Origin of the sequence: Bacteroides sp. BFG-606, from assembly GCF_024788145.1 — a bacterium.
Lineage (GTDB): Bacteria > Bacteroidota > Bacteroidia > Bacteroidales > Bacteroidaceae > Bacteroides > Bacteroides vicugnae.
The window spans coordinates 5,380,218-5,399,444 of record NZ_JANUIL010000001.1 but is presented as its reverse complement, the minus strand read 5'-3'; the positions used below and the strand labels follow the sequence as shown (position 1 = coordinate 5,399,444).

Here is a 19,227-nt window from a genome sequence, read left to right as displayed (position 1 = left end):
ACTTCTTATGGCTATTCTGATAGAACAAACATCTGAAAAGGAAATGAAACAGGATATTTATTCGGATGAAGAGAACGAATTTGATCTGATGGATCTTCTTCGTAAGATAATAGGTATTCGTAAGAAGATCTATAAAGCAGCCGGCATTGGATTGGTGATTGGATTTATCATTGCGGTAAGTATTCCTAAAAAGTATACGGTTGAAGTCACTCTTTCTCCTGAAATGGGTAATAGTAAAGAAGGCGGTTTATCTGGTTTAGCTGCTTCTTTTTTAGGAAGTGGAGTTACTATGGCTGATGGCAGTGATGCATTGAATGCTTCTTTGTCACCGGATATTGTTTCTTCTACTCCTTTTTTATTGGAACTTTCTACAATGGAAATATTGGTATCGAAAAATGAAGTTATGACATTGGATACTTATCTGGATGAAGAAACATCTCCTTGGTGGAGTTATGTAATCGGGTTTCCTAATATGATAATAGGTGGAATAAAGTCACTGTTTGCTGAAGAAGATGAACCCGTATCTTCTGATAAAACAGGTCTGGGTACAATTGAACTTTCAAAGAAGGAATTAAAGAAAATTGAGACTTTGAAGAAAATGATAACTGCCTATGTAGACAAGAAAACTTCCATGACTTCCGTCACTGCAACTTTTCAGAATCCTAAAGTTGCTGCAGTTGTTGCCGATTCCGTAGTGAAAAAATTACAGGAATATATTATAGACTACCGTACTTTCAAGGCAAAAGAGGATTGTCTTTATTTAGAAAAGCTTTTTAAAGAACGGCGGCAGGAATATTATGCCACCCAGCAGAAATATGCCGATTATCTGGATTCCCATGATAATATCATTTTGCAGAGTGTTCGTGCCGAACAGGAGCGTTTGCAGAATGATGTGAGCCTTGCTTACCAAGTCTATAGCCAGGTTGCCAGTCAGCTTCAAATTGCTAGGGCCAAAGTTCAGGAAGAGAAGCCTATATTCGCCATAGTAGAGCCCGCAGTTGTACCATTAGAGCCTTCGGGAACCAGTAGAAAAATATATGTTTTGGCATTTGTCTTTCTTTCTGTTTGTATTGTTATATTTTGGAATTTATTCGGAAAAGACTTTCTGAATAAGTTTGAAGAAATTCGTGCTTAATATATCCATAAGTGAAGTCTATGGCGTCAACTAATCAGATAAATAAAGTTGTAGAGTCTATTGCAGTATTGGGAGATCTGATCATTCTGAATTTGTGTTTGTTTATACTTCTTTTTTTCTGGAAGAAGGTGTTTATATATTTACCTTTTTCCTGTACTGTCTCTTTTATGATGACCTCGTTAAGCCTCTGTTATCTGGCTTGTTCTAGATCTCGCGGAAGGGTTTGGGATAGTCGGGGAATCCGACCTGATCAGCTTGTATTGCGTGTGTTGAAGAATATTATAGCTTTTTCTATCTTTTGGGCATGTATCATGACTTTTAGTGGAATCTCTATATCTTCTCCTCTTTTTTTTGTTGCTTATTTTTCTTTTCTCTTTGTCATTTTAAGTATTTATCGTATTACTATCCGTCATTTCCTGATAATCTATTGTGCAAAGGGTAAGCATAGACGCTATGCTATTTTTATAGGTGGAAGTAATAATATGCAGATGCTGTATGAGGAGATGGAGAGTTCTTTAGCATCTTCCATTTATGAGGTTGTAGGTTATTTTGATATAAAACCGAATGATGCCCTTTCCTCTCAATGTTCTTATCTGGGTAATCCTGACAGTTTCTCAAATTTTATGTCCACACACCCAGGAATTAAGCATGTTTTTTGTTCTTTGTCAATGGAGGAGGGGCGTTATAATTTTTCTATCATGAATTATTGTGAGAATCACCTTCTTTATTTTCATGGTGTTCCTAATGTTTGCAAAGGTTTTCCTCGTCGTATCTGGCACAGTATGGTTGGCAATATGCCTATTTTGAATTTACGTTATGAACCTTTGGGTAAGATGGAGAACCGTATATTAAAACGGATATTTGATATTGTTTTCTCTAGTATTTTTCTAGTTACAATTTTTCCTATTGTTTATCTGATAGTAGGAAGTATCATAAAGTTAACTTCTCCCGGTCCTATACTTTTTAAACAAATGCGTACAGGTTTGAATGGTGTGGATTTTATATGTTACAAATTCCGTTCTATGAAAGTGAACGATGAGGCTGATAGAAAACAGGCTACGGCTGATGATCCCCGTAAAACCCGTTTTGGAGATTTTCTTCGTCGTTCTAATATAGATGAACTTCCTCAGTTTATCAATGTTTTTAAGGGTGAGATGTCAATAGTAGGTCCCCGTCCTCACATGCTGGCTCATACGGAGACTTATGCCCGTTTGATTGATAAATATATGGTACGGCACTTTATAAAACCTGGGGTGACAGGTTGGGCTCAAATACATGGTTTTCGTGGTGAAACGAAAGAACTCTCACAGATGGAGGAGCGTGTGAAGGCTGATATTTGGTATATGGAGCATTGGACAATATTGCTTGATATATATATCATTTATAAAACTATAGCAAATGCAGTTATGGGAGAAAAGAATGCGTATTAGGTATTTTATATGAGAGCTTTAAATTAGAAATAGATTAAATGTGACGTATTAGTTATATTGTGTTAGTCTTGAATATAGAATCGAAGATAGTTAGCTACTTAAATATGAATAATGAATTTAAAATATTGAATTGGGATTCTGAATTTTTTCACAAAAAAATAGCTTCTGTTATTTTAAGAAAAAGTGATGACAATTTTTTGAAACGGACTCTATTTGAATGTGAGGAGATAGGAGTTGAGCTTATCTATCTGTTTATTGAGGAAGGGGTGTCCATATCCTTCAGTTTGTTGAATGGTTATAATCATATTCTTGTTGATAATAAAGTCATTTATAAAACAAAATCTATAACTGATAATGATTTAGATTATCATATATCAGAATATAATGGACCTTCTGAATTATTATATAATTTAGCTATGCAAGCAGGAGCAAAATCTCGTTATCGTATAGATAAAAATTTTACTAAGGGAGATTTTGAGCGTTTATATAGAACTTGGATTAATAATTCTGTGAACCATACTATTGCTGATAAGGTATTAGTTTATAGGAAGCAAAATAAAATAATAGGATTTATTACACTGAAGATTGATAAAGAGGAGTCTAAGATAGGACTTATAGCTTCTGATCCTGAATATCGTAAGAAAGGGATTGGAACAGCATTGGTAAGAGCATGCAAATATTATGCGTATAATGCAAAGTCACAAAGTTTGTCTGTTGCTACTCAAAAAGAAAATGACAGAGCATGTTCTTTTTATATGAAAAATCAATTTGAAAAATTTATGGAAACGACAGTTATCCATGTATGGATAAATCCTGATAATTGTAAATAGGATTTCATAGTTAAAAGTTCTGTAACTTTTAACTATGAAATATATAGATTATTTTATAGCAACAAGATATATAAATAAGTTTTACTTACGTAGATAGTATTGTTTTATATTAGTAAAGCTTGCTTTTGTGTGATATTATAGAGATGATAAGAATAACTATTGTATTATTAAAGTAATAAGTATTATGATTCCATTTAACAAACCATTTCTTACTGGCAAAGAAGCTCATTATATATATAAGGCAGTTTATGCAGGCAAACTTTCAGGTAATGGTTTCTTTACAAAAAAATGTCAATCTTATTTTGAATTAAGATATGGATTTAAGAAATGTTTATTGACTACTTCTTGCACAGATGCGCTTGAAATGTGTGCAATTTTGTGTGGTGTTGAACCTGGGGATGAAGTTATAGTTCCCTCCTATACATTTGTATCATCAGCTTTGGCTTTTGTAAGGCAAGGAGCAAAAATTGTTTTTGCCGATAGTTATTCTGATAATCCCAATATTGATCCAGAACAACTAGAGTCATTAATAACTGATAAGACAAAAGTTATTGTACCAGTACATTACGCTGGGATTGCTTGTGATATGGATAAAATAATGAAGATTGCTAATTCTCATAATATTATTGTTGTTGAGGATGCTGCACAGGCTATTGACTCATATTATAAAGAACGTCCACTTGGAAGTATTGGACATATGGCAGCGTTTTCTTTTCATGAAACAAAAAATATTATTTCTGGTGAAGGAGGATTGTTAGCTATTAATGATGAGAATTTCATCCATAGGGCTGAAATTATATGGGAGAAGGGAACAAATCGAGCTGAATTTTTTCGAGGTGAAGTTAATAAATATGGTTGGGTAGATACTGGTAGTTCTTTTTTACCTTCTGAAATAATAGCAGCTTTTCTGTGGGCACAAATTGAACATCTCGACATGATTCAAAATAAGAGAAAAGAACTATGGAATGAATACTATAAATTGTTACAACCTTTAGCGGAACAAGGTTGTTTCTCATTGCCAAATATTCCAGACTTTGCAACTAATAATGCTCATATGTTTTATTTGGTTTGCCAGAATCTTAACGAAAGGGGAAAATTGATTAATAAGTTAAAAGAACATGATATTTTATCAGTTTTTCATTATTTGAGTTTACATAAAAGTCATTATTATATAGACAAACATGATGGCCGTGAATTAGTTAATAGTGATAAATTCTCTGATTGCTTAGTTCGTCTTCCTATGTTTTATGAGTTGACAAAAGAGGATATTGAAAGTATAGTTAACATAATTGCTAGTATTTAAATATGCCTCAAAATGTATTGGTTTTAAATTATGACGATTCAAGAGGAGGAGGAGTTGTATGGACTTCTGCAAAAGAACTTCAGGATATAGGATTTAATATATTTGAATTATCATTAATAAGAACTAGAATATCTACAAAAAACTTTTTTGTTGATGTAATACGTAAAAATACAATAAGTTATATACTATTCAAGTTAAAAGTTTATTTTTTTAATAGGTTGTTCTTGTTTATAAATAAAAAAAAGAACTATTGTTTTATGAGCAAGGGAAAGGCTTATGTGTCAGCTGATGATATTCTTCAAAAATGTCCATTTATTCCTGATTATATTTTAATAGGTTGGTATGATTATTTCCTATCTCCAAAAACGATTTTTGATTTATATTGTAAAACTGGCACTTCCATTATAATATCAATGATTGATGAGTTTGTAATTGCTGGAGGTTGTCATTATCCTTTCGAGTGTACTAATTATATGATCGGATGTATGGACTGCCCCTCGTTATCTTTGAATAAAAAGATTGCAGTGAGGACCTATAAAAACAAAATGCGATATTGGAGTAATATGCCTATGCATATTGTTGCTACTTCTTATGATTTAAATCGTGCAAAGTTAGTTCCTTATCTTAAGAATAAATCAATGCATAGATTGGTGGGGACGCCAACAATACCTTTTGTTTTGGAAAAAGAGAGTGCACGAAAAACTTTTAATATTAATATAACTGATTTTGTTATAATGGCTGCTGTGACAAATATTAGTGATAAAAGAAAGGGAGTGCTTGAATTAGTTGGGGCATTAAATTTGTTAGCTTGTAAAATAGATGAAAATAAAAGAATAACCCTTCTATTATTAGGGAATGGCAGTGATCTACCTTTTATTGATGACAGGATTAATGTTATTTTAACTGGGTATTTAGATAAGAAGGGATTATATTCTGCTTATTATGCTTGTGATATTTTTGCATCTCCTTCTCTTGATGATTCAGGTCCTTATACTGTTAATTATTCAATTGCGTGTGGAAGACCCGTCGTTTCTTTTCCAATCGGTGTAGCACTAGATCTAGTCATTCCTCAAAAAACGGGGTACTTGGCAAAATATAAAAATATTCAAGATATGGCTGATGGATTTTATGAATTCTATCGAATGGATAAAAAACAACTGTTGTTATATCAGGACAATTGTTTGAGTCTTATTGATAAATTTAGAGGCGAACATTGGTATAGTTTTATGCTTAAATAGATAAGAAACTCTAATGAGGATAAATTTAAAAGATATTTTGAATAAGGGATCTGAAAGGTCTATAGTAGTTAAAAGGAATATAGCTGGTTCAGTCGTTATAAAAGGAGTAAATATTTTGATATCTTTATTGTTGATACCATTAACGATAGGTTATATAAATAATGAAATTTATGGAATATGGTTAACTCTTGCAACAATAATCAATTGGATTAGTTTTTTTGATATTGGATTAGGAAATGGATTGAGAAATAAAGTGACGGAATGTTTGGCACATGCCAATAGAAATAAAGCTAGACAATATGTCAGTACAACCTATCTGTATATGTTGGTGATTTTTTTCTTATTATCTTTGATATTATATTATGTTATTCCATTTGTACCTTGGGATTCTTTATTGAATATTAGTGGTGATATGAAATCTGAAATTGTCACAACTATGAGGATTGTTAGTATCGGTTTTTGTTTGACGATGGTATTAAAGGTTCAATCTAATGTATTGTTAGCACTCCAATTTAACGCAATTTCTTCATTAATAGATACATTGGGACAACTATTGGTATTGATATTAACTTTCTTTCTTACTATCACTACAGCTCCTTCATTAATAAATCTAGCGATTGTTGTGAGTTGTTCTCCAATAGTTATATATATACTTGCATATCTTTGGGTTTTTTATTTGAAATTTCCATATTTAAAACCGAGTTTTAAATGTTTTAGCAATAAATGTATAAAAGATATTCTTGGATTAGGATTAAAATTTTTTATTATACAGATTAATGCAATTATATATTATCAAACTATTAATATTATTATTTCTAATGTTTCAAGTCCGTCGTATGTGACAGAATATAATGTAATATATAAATATTTTAGTTGTGCATTAATGCTTTCTGGAATAGTGTTAGCTCCATTGTGGTCTGCTTATACTGATGCTTACTCAAGAAAAGACTTTTTGTGGATGAAGAATGTGTATGATAAACTGAAACTTATGTTTTATATATCTACATTATTAATAATTATTATGGTATTAGTGCATCCGATTATTTTTAGTTTTTGGTTAGGTGATAAAGTTGCAATACATTTATCAATGATTATTGTTATAGCAATTTATGTAGTAATAGGGTTATGGGGAAGTATCCATACTACTATTCAAAATGGAACAGGTAAAGTATATTTGCAATTGATTTTTTCTTCCGTTGGTGCTATTGTATATATTCCACTTGCTTTATTCTTTGGACGAAATTTTGGTGCAGAAGGAGTAATTATATATTTAACATTACCTTCTTTGCTATGGGCAATGGTACAATATATACAAGTAAATAAAATAATTAAAAATACTGCTTTGGGTGTATGGGATAAGTAGTACTGAAGGATTTACGTGTTTTCAATTTGAAGACTATTGTTATTGGGGAGACTATGTGATTTTATGTGATTTTTATTGATCGCTAATTAGGGATAATTTTTTTTATGCTACTGTTGAAATATTTATAGTTGAGTGTGCGTACTACTATTTATAGATGGTTTATAGGAAAATAATATGGGATATTATGAAATTAGACTCTATTGTTGTATATTATAAGAGTATTTGGTATTTGATGAAATACTTTAACTTCTCTACTGTTATAAGACTTCGAATTTGCCCTTTACTGAAAACTCTTTTTCGGAGGGGGGGTATACCAATTTATCACATGAGGCTGTTGTTCTGTATGTTAGAAAAATAATAGCTTCTGTTGTTGAAGAATATAGAACTAAGCCAAACAATTTAGATGTAATAAAGGCGAGTGATAACATTTGGGTTTGTTGGTGGCAAGGTAAGGATGATATGCCTCCTTTAGTGAGTCAATGTTATAAATTATTGTTGTCTAAAACAAATGGGCATCCTTTGATTTTGATTACAAAGTATAATTATAACGAGTTTGTTTCTTTACCAGATTTTATTATAGATTTAGTGAATGGTGGTAAAATGTCTATAACACATTTAAGTGATATATTAAGGATCGCTCTTTTAAAAACACATGGAGGGTTATGGCTTGATGCCACATATTGGGTTACTCAACCTATTAACATAAATGATCTTGTTTTTTATTCTCCTAAAAATATGATTTCTAACGAGGCTTATATTAGTAATAATAGGTGGGCGGTGAATTGTTTAGGAGGAGCTAAGAGTAATAAATTATTTTGTTTTGTTTATGATGCTTTTATGTGTTATTGGAAAGAAAATAATGCTTTGATAGATTATTTTTTAATTGATTATTTATTTTTTATTGCATATGAAAATTTTACTGATGTAAGGGAAATGATTGATGCAACTCCTTATACATGCCCGGATCTAATATCATTGGATTTGAATGCTGTGTATAATCCCCAAAAATTGTGTGATATCTTGGAAAGGAATCTGTTTTTAAAGTTAAATTGGAAACAAATATTTAGAGAGTATAATTCTTTAAATGAGCTAACAAATTATGGTTTCTTTATGAGCCAAAAGGGATAAGCATGGATAAATCAGGTTTGATCAGTGTAATAATTCCTGTTTATAATGCTGAAGGGTATCTGTATGATTGCATAGATTCGGTACTTAGGCAGACTTATAAAAATATTGAAATTATTTTGGTAGATGATGGTTCTACAGATAAAAGTCCAGTAATAGCTAAGCGGTTTGTGGAGATTGATAAACGAGTTCACTATGTGTATAAGGAGAATGGAGGGGTATCTTCATCTAGAAATTTTGGAATTTCTATTGCAAGAGGAGCTTATTTAGCTTTTGTTGATGCTGATGATACAATAAAGCCAGTGATGTTAGAACGTATGTATTCACTTTTGGTGAAGTATGATTGTGATATGTGTATTTGCAGTCGTCAAGTGGTTAGCGATTGGTATGAAGATAAGTGGATTGATAAGGCTATTTCTATTTTTGAAAATGGAATAATTGACTTTTCAAAACTATCAAATTTGTATGATGTTAATGTATCGTGGAATAAATTATATAAAAGGAATTTGTTTGATGATATTAAATTTCCGGAAGCTATTTGCTTTGGTGAAGATTTGTATATAATGCCGAGTTTATTTGACAGATGTAGTAAAATTGTTTACACATCAGAGAGGCTTTATAATTATAGCTTAAGAAATAATAATTCATCATTTAGATTAAATATAGATGATAATTACATTGTTGGGGATTTGGAAGCTCATCTTCATTTATATCAATATTGTATAGAAAAAAAAATTGATATATCCTTATTAATACCTGCTTTGTTAAATGTGTTTTTACAATGTTATTGTTATGGCTCAAAAAATGTGAAAAATAAATATTTGTTAGTTTTCAAGAGTATTTATAAAAAAGATTATCGTGTTTATAGAGATAAAAAATGTAAGTTTTTCTATATATCTCCGATGCTGTATAGGTTTGTGTCTATAATAAAAAACAGAATTTATGATATATGTAGTAAATTTTGCTAATGAAAAGTATAGGAAAGCGCAGTATTTGAATACGTGGTCCGCTTATAAATTTGGAAAAGTAGATAAGGTTCTTGAATATTCTCCGAGTGATATAGATTATACTTTTTATACAGATCATAAGAGAATTCTTTCTTTTGATCGTGGATGCGGTTTATGGTTATGGAAACCTTATTTTATATTGAAAGCATTGAAACAAATAGATGAAGGAGATTATTTGTTTTATTGTGATTCAGCTTCTATATTTATACGGGATATACGAAATATCCTTACTGTAATGAAAGGTGATATTTGGGTATCAGAAATTCCTTTATTAGAAAAACAGTTTACAAAGGAATCTACTTTTGTTGCTATGCAATGTGAAAATGATATATATAGGAATTCATATCAAATTCAAGCAACTTTTTTTGTGTACGTAAAAGTAGGAGATCAATGGAATTTGTTTCAAAATGGTTAGAGTATGCTTGTGATTTTGAATTAATATCTCCTAGCAATTGTAATGAAACTAAAAATTGTAGAGAATTTATTTCTCATAGAGAAGATCAGTCAATATTAAGTTTGCTTTCAAAGAAGGAGGGGATTCTTCCTCATTTGGATCCGTCTCAATTTGGAAGAGTGCCAGAGTTGTATTTTAGTGACAAAAGTTTTATTAAACCTATGGGCTTTAAGAATGTAACGGAGTATAAGGTTTGTTTTATTTTGCATAGACAATATGTATTTAGGATCAAGTCAATACTACTTTATACTATTCAAACTTTTTTCTCTAGATCTTTTATTATTGCTCTTTTTCGAATGTTTAGGAAAATAGTGTGAATGAATAAACTAATTGTATGAGAATGAAACGGAATTTTATTTTGTCTGCTATTATAGGATTGCTTACGATTGAGGCTTTTCCGGTGGATGATGTTAATACGCTTTCTTCTGTTCCTCTTTATATGTTTCTTTCTTTTATAACATTAGTTACTTTATTCTATTATTATAAATGTAAATATAGAAAAAATGTTAAGCATATATTTGGGAATGATTATATTTTAAAATTATATTTTTTTTGGGTAGCCATTTGTTGTATTAGGGGACTATGTATTGCGGATAATTATTGGGAATATAAAGCTCTTTTTATGTATTCAATGTCTTTGTTAATACCAACTTTTATGTTGGTATTCTATAATCCGCAAATAAATAGAGATATTTTAAATTTCTGGTTTAAGGTTATTTTTATTTGCTTTATTGTATACACGTTATTTATATATAACAATAATGTCTATAGCTTTATATTAGGTCCTGTTTTTTTTATTGGGTGTTTCCTTCCTTTGATTCCGACTAAGTGGAGATTGATAATATTAGTGTTGTTGGTGTTGATGGTTTTTATTGATTTTACTGCAAGAAGTCAGACTATAAAAGCTGTTGTTACACTATTATTTTGTACAGGGTGCTTCTTCAAGAAAATTTTGTCTAATAGAGTTTTATTGTTGCTGCATCATATGATGTATATTATTCCTTTTATTTTATTATTGTTAGGGATGTCGGGTGTTTTTAATGTTTTTCGGGTTGATGAATATTTGAATGATAAGGGGACTGTAGATGGAGAGTATATTAAGGATACAAGAACATTTTTATATATTGAGATAATAGATTCTGCATTAAAAAATGATTATGTTCTTTGGGGGAGAACTCCAGCTCGTGGAAATGACTCGAATTTTTTTGATTTTGAGATGGCTAGTAAACAGAAGAGAGAACGGTTTCAGAATGAATTTGTTCATCCTAATATTTTTACTTGGACTGGATTAATTGGTGTTTTTTTATATAGTTTGCTTTATTTCAGAGCGTCATATAGAGGTGTGACTAATTCAAATAATTGGTATGTAAGATTATTAGCTTTATATGTTTCCTTTAGATGGATGTTTGGGTGGATTGAGGATATTAATAACGTAGACATAAATAATGCATCATTATGGATGACGATTGCTATATGCTATTCTCCGTTTTTTCGAAGTATGACAGATAATGAATTTGAAATATGGATTAGGAGCATTTTTGTTAAAGAGAAAAAGCTCAAAACTATGAATTCAATATGAAATATAAAATATCAATAATAATTGCTACATATAATGCAGACAAATATATTCAAAGAGCAATTACAAGTGTTTTAAATCAATGTTTAGAGAATTATGAATGTATAGTTGTTGATGGTATGTCAACTGATAAAACATTAAGCATAATAGAATCATATATCCAGGAAAATAGTCATATAAGATTGATTTCAGAGAAAGATAATGGGATTTTTGACGCATATAATAAAGGATGGAAAGCGGCAAAGGGAGAATGGATTTATTATTTAGGTGCTGATGATGTTCTATTGAGTAATGGTTTGAATGAACTGTTGGAGGAAGCTAATGGTTATGACATTATATATGGTAATCATATAGATCAACTAGAAAAAAAACAGTACCATCCGAAATCAAAATCTTATAGAATAGTTAAGCATTTAATGTTTTGTTGTCACCAAGCTCTTATTATAAAGCGAGATGTTATTAAATCTTTAGGTGGTTTTAATATTAATTACTTATTATGTGCAGATTTTGATTTGATCCAAAGAGCGTATTTGTCAGGCTATAAGTTCAAACAAATATCTTGTGATGTTTGTGTGTTTTCATTAGCTGGTGTTAGTAATAAAAGTTTGTATGGGACAGATAAAGAAGTACGAAGAATATCAATAAATAATGGGTGTTATAAATATATTTCGTTGGTTCAGATGTATTATCTTATCCGAAAAACAGTGAAATATTTATTGTTGAAATTTCATATAATATGACTAAAACTGTTGTTATAGTTTGTGATGGTGCCAATATAAATGGTGGAGCCAATAGAGTTGCAATTGAAACTGCAATTGGTTTAAAGAAAGCTGATTGGAATGTGGTTTTGTTTGCAGGTTCTGGTCCAATTGAAAGAGAATTGATAAATATAGGAGTAAAAATAGTCTGTTTAGACCAGATAGATATATTGTCGGATAAATGTAGAACTAGAGCCATAATACAAGGACTTTGGAATTATAAAGCATATATTTCCCTTTATGAATTATTGATTGGATTAAGATCAGATGAGGTTTTTGTTCATATTCATACTTGGTGTAAAGTATTATCCCCTTCTATTTTCGCTGCAATTCGTAGATATAAAAGATGTAAACTATTTGTTACATTACATGACTATTTTATTATTTGTCCTAATGGTGGATTATTCAATTATAGGACTAGCAAACAGTGTGGATTGTTTCCAATGTCTTGTCAGTGTTTAACTTGTAATTGTGATTCTCGGAATTATTTTCATAAAATTTGGAGGTTTACAAGAAGTATTATTCAAAAAAAAATTATATCGGGGATAGAAGATATAGCATTTATTACTATCTCAAGCTACAGTAATAAGTTGTTGAATCCATATTTAAAAAAAAGAAATTTTTTTTTGCTGAAAAATCCGGTAAATCAGTTGAATAATGTAATCGCTAATATATCCAATAATGATTGTTACATATATATAGGAAGGCTTGATAAGGATAAGGGGGTGGAATTGTTTTGTGAAGCGATTTCTCTACTAGGTTTGAAAGGTATAGTTATAGGCGATGGAAGCATGATGGATGAGCTGAAAGAAAAATTTCCTTTAATTAAATTTACTGGATGGTTAGTTGGAAAAGAAAAAGAAGAATATATTCTTAGAGCTAAATGTTTGATTGTTACATCTCTTTGGCATGAGACTTTTGGACTTGTTGTTGCTGAAATGAAAATGTATGGAATTCCTTCTATAGTTCCTATACAACATGCAGCATCAGAACAAATTGCTAATAATAAAGATGGTTTGGTATATGAATCTGGAAATTTGAATGCACTTAAAGATACAATTTTATTATTTGAAAGCTTGGATTTAAATGAGATACAGAAATATATACTAACTCATTTTGACCCAATGAGTTATTCTTTATCATTGTACTGTGCCAAACTAATAGATATTTATATGAGATTATAGGGAATATCATCTTATATGTTTTAAGTCCATGTGAATGAATATCAGTTAGATAAGTGCTTAAATCCCAGCGAACTTTCTACTAAGGGGGAGAGGGTTTAAGTATCTCAAGGAGATGGCTATTATTCTGCTTTATGATAAAAAAGATGATAAAATGAGATAGTGATTTTTGATTGAGAGTTAGGTTTGGGAATATATTTATAAATAATATGAAAAAAAATAATGCATATAGGGCAATTAGTAGGTGGGTTGGACATATATATACGGAATTCGCTAACATATATGCCTCAAGGCTCCTTGAAGTTTATTATTGTACATGGAAAATGTGATAATAATGAACCGATAAGGAGAGGAGATGAATTGCTGAAGGAATATTCTGTTAATCTTTATCGTCCATTAAGTTTATGGAATGATTTAATATGTTTAATCAAGATCATTAAGATTATTCGTAATGACAAACCTGATGTAATTCATTGTCATAGTGCTAAAGGAGGTTTTATAGGTCGGTTAGCGGGATTTGTTACTAGAACTAAAACTGTATATACCCCTCATGCATTTTCTTTTTTATGCTCACCCTCACCTTTAAAAAAACAGTTTTATTTGATACTTGAACGGCTTTCTCGATTTAACTCATATTTATTGGCTTGTTCGGAAAGTGAACGCAAAATGGGTATAGAAATAGTCCATTACAAAGAAAGTAAAGCTTTGGTTTGGAGAAATGCGGTACCTGATGCTTCTAACTGGCATAGTGATGTGAAAATAAAAGACGAGCGTTTTATTTGTTATATAGGTCGTCCTTGTTATCAAAAGAATCCCTTTTTTTTATTAGATGTGATAAGAGAAGTGATAATGAGTGATGCTGACTTAAAATTTTATTGGCTTGGAGTAGGATACCACTCTCCAGATCTTGCAGAATTAAAACGGAAAATAGAAGAATGGAATTTAGATAAAAATATTGTATTGTTACCTTGGTTATCTCATAAGATGTGTTTGGAGTATGTTAGAAAATCTTTGTTTTATCTTTCTGTTTCATTATATGAGGGACTTCCGCTTTCTATTATTGAAGCGATGTCATTGGGAAAGGCTGTGATTGCATCAGATGTTGTAGGTAATAGGGATTGCGTTTGTCATAATGTTAATGGTTTTTTATTACCATTTGATAAAAATATTTTTGCAGAAAAGATAAAAGAATTGATCGTGAATGAAGAGCGTAGGAGTCTTTTTTGGGGAAAAATCAAGAGATTTGTATTTGTCTAAATTTCAAATAAAGAATCAAGTGTTGGAATTGCAAAAGATATATGAAGCAGATTAGATTTATGGGATAAATAGGATAGATAAGCTTTTGTTATTTGGGAGGTATTAGGGAAACTTTATATGAAATCTAAAATCTACGCATTGTTTAAAAGGTTTTGTTTTGTGGTTGGAAAAGATAGTGAAGACTATTATAGTGATTGATCATTTATATAATCTTCGATAATTATGTTGTGAATATTATAAGAAATGGTATAAAATAAAATGTTGAGATGTAATAAACACGTGAGTGTTTCGTATGTGAGATGAAAAAAATGTAGGTCCCTAGCTTCATGCTGTAAAGGCATGATTCTCCTACATTGTGGATTGGAAATCGTACGACGGTACATTTCTGATCTACGCCCTGACATCGGAGGTTAAAGCCGATGTGAATTTCCCACTATATCAACTGTCTGTGAAGATCGTTGATATTTTTTTACTCTCATTATACTGGATAATAATATCAGTTTTCTTTGTTTATATGTTGAAATTTTTGTAACTTTATAGCATATAAAACAGTAATAAAGAAACAATGGAACATTCAGACTTTGTAGTGAAATGTTATAATAAACAAGAGTTGGCCCAGATGTATTTTCCTGATTTGACGATTCGTGCTTCAGTCAATAAGCTCCGGAGGTGGATGCGGAGATGCAAGCCGCTGATGAATGAGATACTATCTACTGACTTTCATCCGAAGACAAAGGCATTTTCTGTGAGAGAAGTGCGGCTTATTACCTATTACTTGGGAAAGCCGGGGGAACTGTAAATGATATAAACATAAAAAGAATTACGGGAGACTGCACTTTCGCCAGCTCCCGTAGTTCTTTTTATATATCCATATACTCCTTTTGACTGTAAGCATCCGATAAAGTACACTATAAAAAAATGGCTGTATCTCCTTTCCTGGTAAGCAGCCATCTATCGTTGTATCTCCATCATTCTTTATTCTTTTCCTTCCATTTGTGTGGCAACATTTGTAACAGTTCCTCATAATTTGCCTTCTGCATATATGGTATTCTTGCTATAACGTCATTCAGATAAGTGCGCGGATTTACTTTATGCGCTTTGCACGTAGCCAGTAACGAACAGACGACACTCATGCTGACGGCCGCCTGATGGTCTCCACAGAACAAGTAGTTCTTTCTACCCAATGTGATTGGTCGGATGGCATTTTCCGCCAGATTGTTATCAATATGGATACGTCCATCCTGCAGATACCTCATCATATTCTCCCAGCGGGTATAGGCATAGGTTATCGCCTTTCCGGTCAGGCTGTTTGGGCTGTATTTTATCCCTTCTGTTTCCATCCATAGCTTCAAGGCATCCATAATAGGTCCGGCAAGTTCCTGACGTTTTCCCATTCGTTCATTTTCTGTAAGCTGCTTCTGGTCACAGTCATGTTCTATGCGATATAGAAGCTGTATTTCTTTTAAGGCATGTTCCGCCATCTGCCTGTTTTCAGCAAGTGCCTGCTCAAAATACCTGCGTATATGAGCCATGCAGTTAACAAGGCGCACATTCGGGTTGACCTTGAAAGCCGATTCGTAACCCTCAAAGCCGTCACATTGGAAATAACCCTTGAAGTCTTTAGCCAGTTGCCCTATCACCGTACCTGACCGTGATCCTTTGTCATAATGGAAAAGCACCAGTCGTTCGACTACCGCCCTGACCATCCACAAGTATTCCTTGTTGGTCTGATGTCCTGCCTTGTCCAGTACAGGTACGGTCGTTTCATCCCCCTGTATGTAGTCGGATTTCATGATTTCCTGCCTGAGTACCTCGTAAAGTGGCTTGAGAAGTTCAACCGCAGGCTTGAACCATCCGTCTATGGTACTTTCACTAGCTTTGAAGCCCAGGTGATGCAACTGTTTCACCTGGCGGTAGAAGGGAAGATGATACTCATATTTCTGCAGGAGTATCTCCGCCAAAAGTGTAGGTCCCGCTATTCCTTTGTATATAGGCAACAGCGGCATGGCGGCTATCTCCACTCCTTTTCTGCCGACCGGTGGAAGTGAAGTGTTGTCTTTAAGGGCATATTTGGGCCGTACAATCTCCTTTATATAAAGTTGTCCGGGCTTATGTTCCACCACACGGGTCACTTCCTCACCAATCTTCCTGTACAGTTCCAGGTCAATGTCTTCCGGCTCGATGATTACCCTTTCAAGTACGGGAAGACCTTCCATTATCCTGCGGTTATTCCGTTCCCGTTTCTTGCTCTCCACCGTTTCTTTTGTGATTGTCTGCACCGCTACTTCACGCGCTTTTTCCAGTTCAGCCGCGTTATCAGGAAGAAAGTCACCGAACAGGTCAGGCTGGTTGGAATCAAGAGACGGGAGTTTCTCTGACTTGTGACCGAAAAGCTGGCGGTTCAGCCATGCGACTTGAGCCGTCAGCTCATTGAGACGGTTCTGTAAGGATTCATTCTGCCGGGTAAGCCTGATAATGGTCTCAGCCTGGGATGCGTTCACCTGCTGCAGGGACTGCAGCATTGAGTTCATCTGTGAAAGCATCTCTTCCTGAGTCATAATCCGTTTCTTTTAATTACACTATAAATGTACAAAATATATCCCGGACAGACAAGGAATACGACATCTATTTTTATACAGTATATACATTTCGTTCCGCCCTCAGACGTCTCAAACGCTGCCCGGGAGATTCACGGATTCCTTCCACCATAATGACAAGATCGCGCCATTCCATCGGATAGCTGCACGATTTCTCGTCATATTCGGGAATCTTGAAATGACCGGCTTCAAGGCGCTTGACATACATCACCAGACCGCCATCCTCGGCATGGAGAAGCTTCATCAATTTACGGCTGCTGCCAATGAAGATGAATACATCACCGTTCCTGACACTGCAGCCCATACGCTCGTGTACCACACCGCAGAGAGAACTGATACCCTTGCGCATATCAGTCCTGCCGGGGCAGAGAAAATACCGCATCGTATCATTCAGGCAGAACATGGCAACAGGCGTATTGGTTAATCAAACGGGAAGCGGCCTCTTCCATACCGGCACCCAAATGGGCACGGACGCCATTAGGAAACAACAGGGTCATTCCGGAAACAGAAGAGGAGGAAGCAATACAGGGGGACGTCAGGCTGATGGGGGCTAAGACTGATTGGGGAGCAGATGTCTCGTGATCAGGAACACTGGAAGATTTACGTTTCCAATAATTGTACGTGGAGTAACTGACATGTTCACGTTGCAGAAATTTCAGAAGACTCAGACCGCTTAAACGATGCAGTTCCTGTAAAGAGGTAAATTGTTCTTTTGTCATAATGAAAATATGTTAGAAGTTCATGCAATATTGCACAGGCAAAGGTGCTATGAAAATATGACAGAGAAAACGGGTACTTTATCGGATGCTTACTTTTGACTGTCAAAACAAGGACAAGCCTTATGAATCGAAGCACTAAGCTGATAATGTCCCAGGATTTGCGCATCCGGATACTGATGTTTGAGAATCGTCAACAAGTCAAGTAGCGCGAAGCGCTGCGCCTGTGTTCTCGTATCCGCCGGACGACCTTCTTCATCCAAACCACCTTCATAGCAAATTCCAATACTATGCCGGTTGAAACCTCGCACATGCGCACCGGGCTCCGATACCGGGCGACAATGATGAAGTTCCCCGTTACGGGTGATGTAAAAATGATACCCTATATCTTTGAAACCTCGTTGCAGGTGACATTGTCGAAGCTGTTCTACGGTGAAGGAAACATTGCAGCGCGTTGCGCTGCAATGAATCACCAACAACTTAATCTCACGTGGGAGATAGCTTTCTTCTGAATATTCCATATCGGTCAGCAGGAGATTAATGCCCCACGCAGGACGTTACACCGATAGCTGAAATGATTGAAGTCGCGATAGTCACGATAAACTGGAGAATGTTTTTCCAAAGTTGCTTTTTCATATAAATTTGAATTAAAGAATAAATACTACTGATACATCATAAACTCAATAACCAACCCGTAACTGACGGATTAAGCTGCCGGATCCGGAGCTTCCCCGCTGCCGGAACCTCCCTGATTATCATCACCGCCATCATCAGGAAGCGGATCTTTATCCGAATCAGTGGAAGAATCACTCTTATATAATGTATAATCCAACGTCTTACACAACTTGCGGAGATCACTACCCGGATAGAAAAGCACTTTGCCCTTATTGATGCACGATGCCTTGAATTCCTTTGCCGTATCGGTAGGAGTACCGGTCTTGATACTCATACGGAAATTACCCAAATCCCCCATCTGGACGATATTTCCTTCCTCCAGTACATTGACGATTTCGAGCAAAAACTCACCGATACAACCTTCCAGTTCACCTTTGGAATAAGAAGAACGTTCAGTGATACGTTTACAAACTTCTTTGACCGTCACTTTACGACCGCTACGCGCCACTGCATAGTACTTCGGAGTTTCATTAGGTTTCAACAGGTTCTTACGAGCCATGAGAGTGTAATTCTGTGCCATAACTTTTAATTTTAAATCATTAATTTTTAATTGCCTTGTAATCGATTACATGACAAAAGTAC

General features: G+C 33.6%; 20 protein-coding genes. 14 read left to right on the top strand and 6 right to left on the bottom strand.

What is annotated here, in order from left to right:
• Positions 1-7 precede the first annotated feature (7 nt).
• The 14 genes from NXV01_RS20825 to NXV01_RS20760 all read left to right on the top strand — a co-directional run bounded on the left by NXV01_RS20825 (position 8) and on the right by NXV01_RS20760 (position 15,456).
• Complete coding sequence (locus tag NXV01_RS20825) at positions 8-1,135, top strand: chain-length determining protein (protein WP_122138785.1); 1,128 nt, start codon at positions 8-10, stop codon at positions 1,133-1,135.
• A 20-nt stretch (positions 1,136-1,155) separates the two neighbouring features.
• On the top strand, positions 1,156-2,565 hold the full coding sequence (locus tag NXV01_RS20820; protein ID WP_008025439.1) for an undecaprenyl-phosphate glucose phosphotransferase: 1,410 nt from the start codon (positions 1,156-1,158) through the stop codon (positions 2,563-2,565).
• Between the two features lie 104 nt (positions 2,566-2,669).
• The gene (locus tag NXV01_RS20815) at positions 2,670-3,395 is read left to right on the top strand and encodes a GNAT family N-acetyltransferase (RefSeq protein WP_122138786.1); all 726 of its coding nucleotides are present in this window, start codon (positions 2,670-2,672) and stop codon (positions 3,393-3,395) included.
• 184 nt (positions 3,396-3,579) lie between these two features.
• On the top strand, positions 3,580-4,698 hold the full coding sequence (gene rffA, locus NXV01_RS20810; protein WP_008025434.1) for a dTDP-4-amino-4,6-dideoxygalactose transaminase: 1,119 nt from the start codon (positions 3,580-3,582) through the stop codon (positions 4,696-4,698).
• A gap of 2 nt (positions 4,699-4,700) precedes the next feature.
• On the top strand, positions 4,701-5,936 hold the full coding sequence (locus tag NXV01_RS20805) for a glycosyltransferase (RefSeq protein WP_008025432.1): 1,236 nt from the start codon (positions 4,701-4,703) through the stop codon (positions 5,934-5,936).
• A 13-nt stretch (positions 5,937-5,949) separates the two neighbouring features.
• Complete coding sequence (locus NXV01_RS20800) at positions 5,950-7,299, top strand: lipopolysaccharide biosynthesis protein (RefSeq protein WP_008025427.1); 1,350 nt, start codon at positions 5,950-5,952, stop codon at positions 7,297-7,299.
• Positions 7,300-7,572: 273 nt separating this feature from the next.
• On the top strand, positions 7,573-8,427 hold the full coding sequence (locus NXV01_RS20795; protein WP_259023159.1) for a capsular polysaccharide synthesis protein: 855 nt from the start codon (positions 7,573-7,575) through the stop codon (positions 8,425-8,427).
• A gap of 2 nt (positions 8,428-8,429) precedes the next feature.
• Positions 8,430-9,392 (top strand): glycosyltransferase family 2 protein, encoded by a 963-nt coding sequence (locus NXV01_RS20790; RefSeq protein ID WP_122138789.1) that lies wholly within the window; start codon positions 8,430-8,432, stop codon positions 9,390-9,392.
• Positions 9,367-9,846, top strand: coding sequence for a hypothetical protein (locus NXV01_RS20785; protein WP_259023158.1), 480 nt, complete (start codon positions 9,367-9,369; stop codon positions 9,844-9,846). Before NXV01_RS20790 ends, NXV01_RS20785 begins: the two co-directional genes overlap by 26 nt.
• Positions 9,847-10,219: 373 nt before the next feature.
• The gene (locus tag NXV01_RS20780; RefSeq protein ID WP_122138791.1) at positions 10,220-11,464 is read left to right on the top strand and encodes a hypothetical protein; all 1,245 of its coding nucleotides are present in this window, start codon (positions 10,220-10,222) and stop codon (positions 11,462-11,464) included.
• Complete coding sequence (locus tag NXV01_RS20775; RefSeq protein WP_122138792.1) at positions 11,461-12,201, top strand: glycosyltransferase family 2 protein; 741 nt, start codon at positions 11,461-11,463, stop codon at positions 12,199-12,201. The genes NXV01_RS20780 and NXV01_RS20775 overlap by 4 nt, the downstream gene beginning before the upstream one ends.
• Positions 12,198-13,403 (top strand): glycosyltransferase family 4 protein, encoded by a 1,206-nt coding sequence (locus NXV01_RS20770; RefSeq protein ID WP_122138793.1) that lies wholly within the window; start codon positions 12,198-12,200, stop codon positions 13,401-13,403. The genes NXV01_RS20775 and NXV01_RS20770 overlap by 4 nt, the downstream gene beginning before the upstream one ends.
• A 279-nt stretch (positions 13,404-13,682) precedes the next feature.
• Entirely contained in the window at positions 13,683-14,657 is a 975-nt protein-coding gene (locus tag NXV01_RS20765) for a glycosyltransferase (RefSeq protein WP_259023157.1), read from the top strand.
• Positions 14,658-15,222: 565 nt separating this feature from the next.
• Positions 15,223-15,456: a DUF4248 domain-containing protein gene (locus NXV01_RS20760; RefSeq protein ID WP_004296628.1), complete on the top strand. Its 234-nt coding sequence runs from the start codon at positions 15,223-15,225 to the stop codon at positions 15,454-15,456.
• A gap of 169 nt (positions 15,457-15,625) precedes the next feature.
• Here NXV01_RS20760 and tnpC read toward each other — a convergent pair whose 3' ends face one another.
• From tnpC to NXV01_RS20730, 6 genes are all read right to left on the bottom strand, one after another.
• On the bottom strand, positions 15,626-17,215 hold the full coding sequence (gene tnpC, locus NXV01_RS20755) for an IS66 family transposase (protein ID WP_259022514.1): 1,590 nt from the start codon (positions 17,213-17,215) through the stop codon (positions 15,626-15,628).
• Positions 17,216-17,288: 73 nt separating this feature from the next.
• Entirely contained in the window at positions 17,289-17,657 is a 369-nt protein-coding gene (tnpB, locus tag NXV01_RS20750) for an IS66 family insertion sequence element accessory protein TnpB (protein WP_195650752.1), read from the bottom strand.
• Entirely contained in the window at positions 17,641-17,973 is a 333-nt protein-coding gene (tnpA, locus tag NXV01_RS20745) for an IS66 family insertion sequence element accessory protein TnpA (protein WP_217723764.1), read from the bottom strand. Before tnpA ends, tnpB begins: the two co-directional genes overlap by 17 nt.
• Before the next feature lie 89 nt (positions 17,974-18,062).
• On the bottom strand, positions 18,063-18,491 hold the full coding sequence (locus tag NXV01_RS20740; protein ID WP_259023156.1) for an N-acetylmuramoyl-L-alanine amidase: 429 nt from the start codon (positions 18,489-18,491) through the stop codon (positions 18,063-18,065).
• Positions 18,492-18,507: 16 nt separating this feature from the next.
• Positions 18,508-18,606: a smalltalk protein gene (locus NXV01_RS20735; protein ID WP_004303901.1), complete on the bottom strand. Its 99-nt coding sequence runs from the start codon at positions 18,604-18,606 to the stop codon at positions 18,508-18,510.
• A gap of 70 nt (positions 18,607-18,676) precedes the next feature.
• Entirely contained in the window at positions 18,677-19,165 is a 489-nt protein-coding gene (locus tag NXV01_RS20730) for an HU family DNA-binding protein (protein ID WP_148367888.1), read from the bottom strand.
• Between the last annotated feature and the right edge of the window lie 62 nt (positions 19,166-19,227).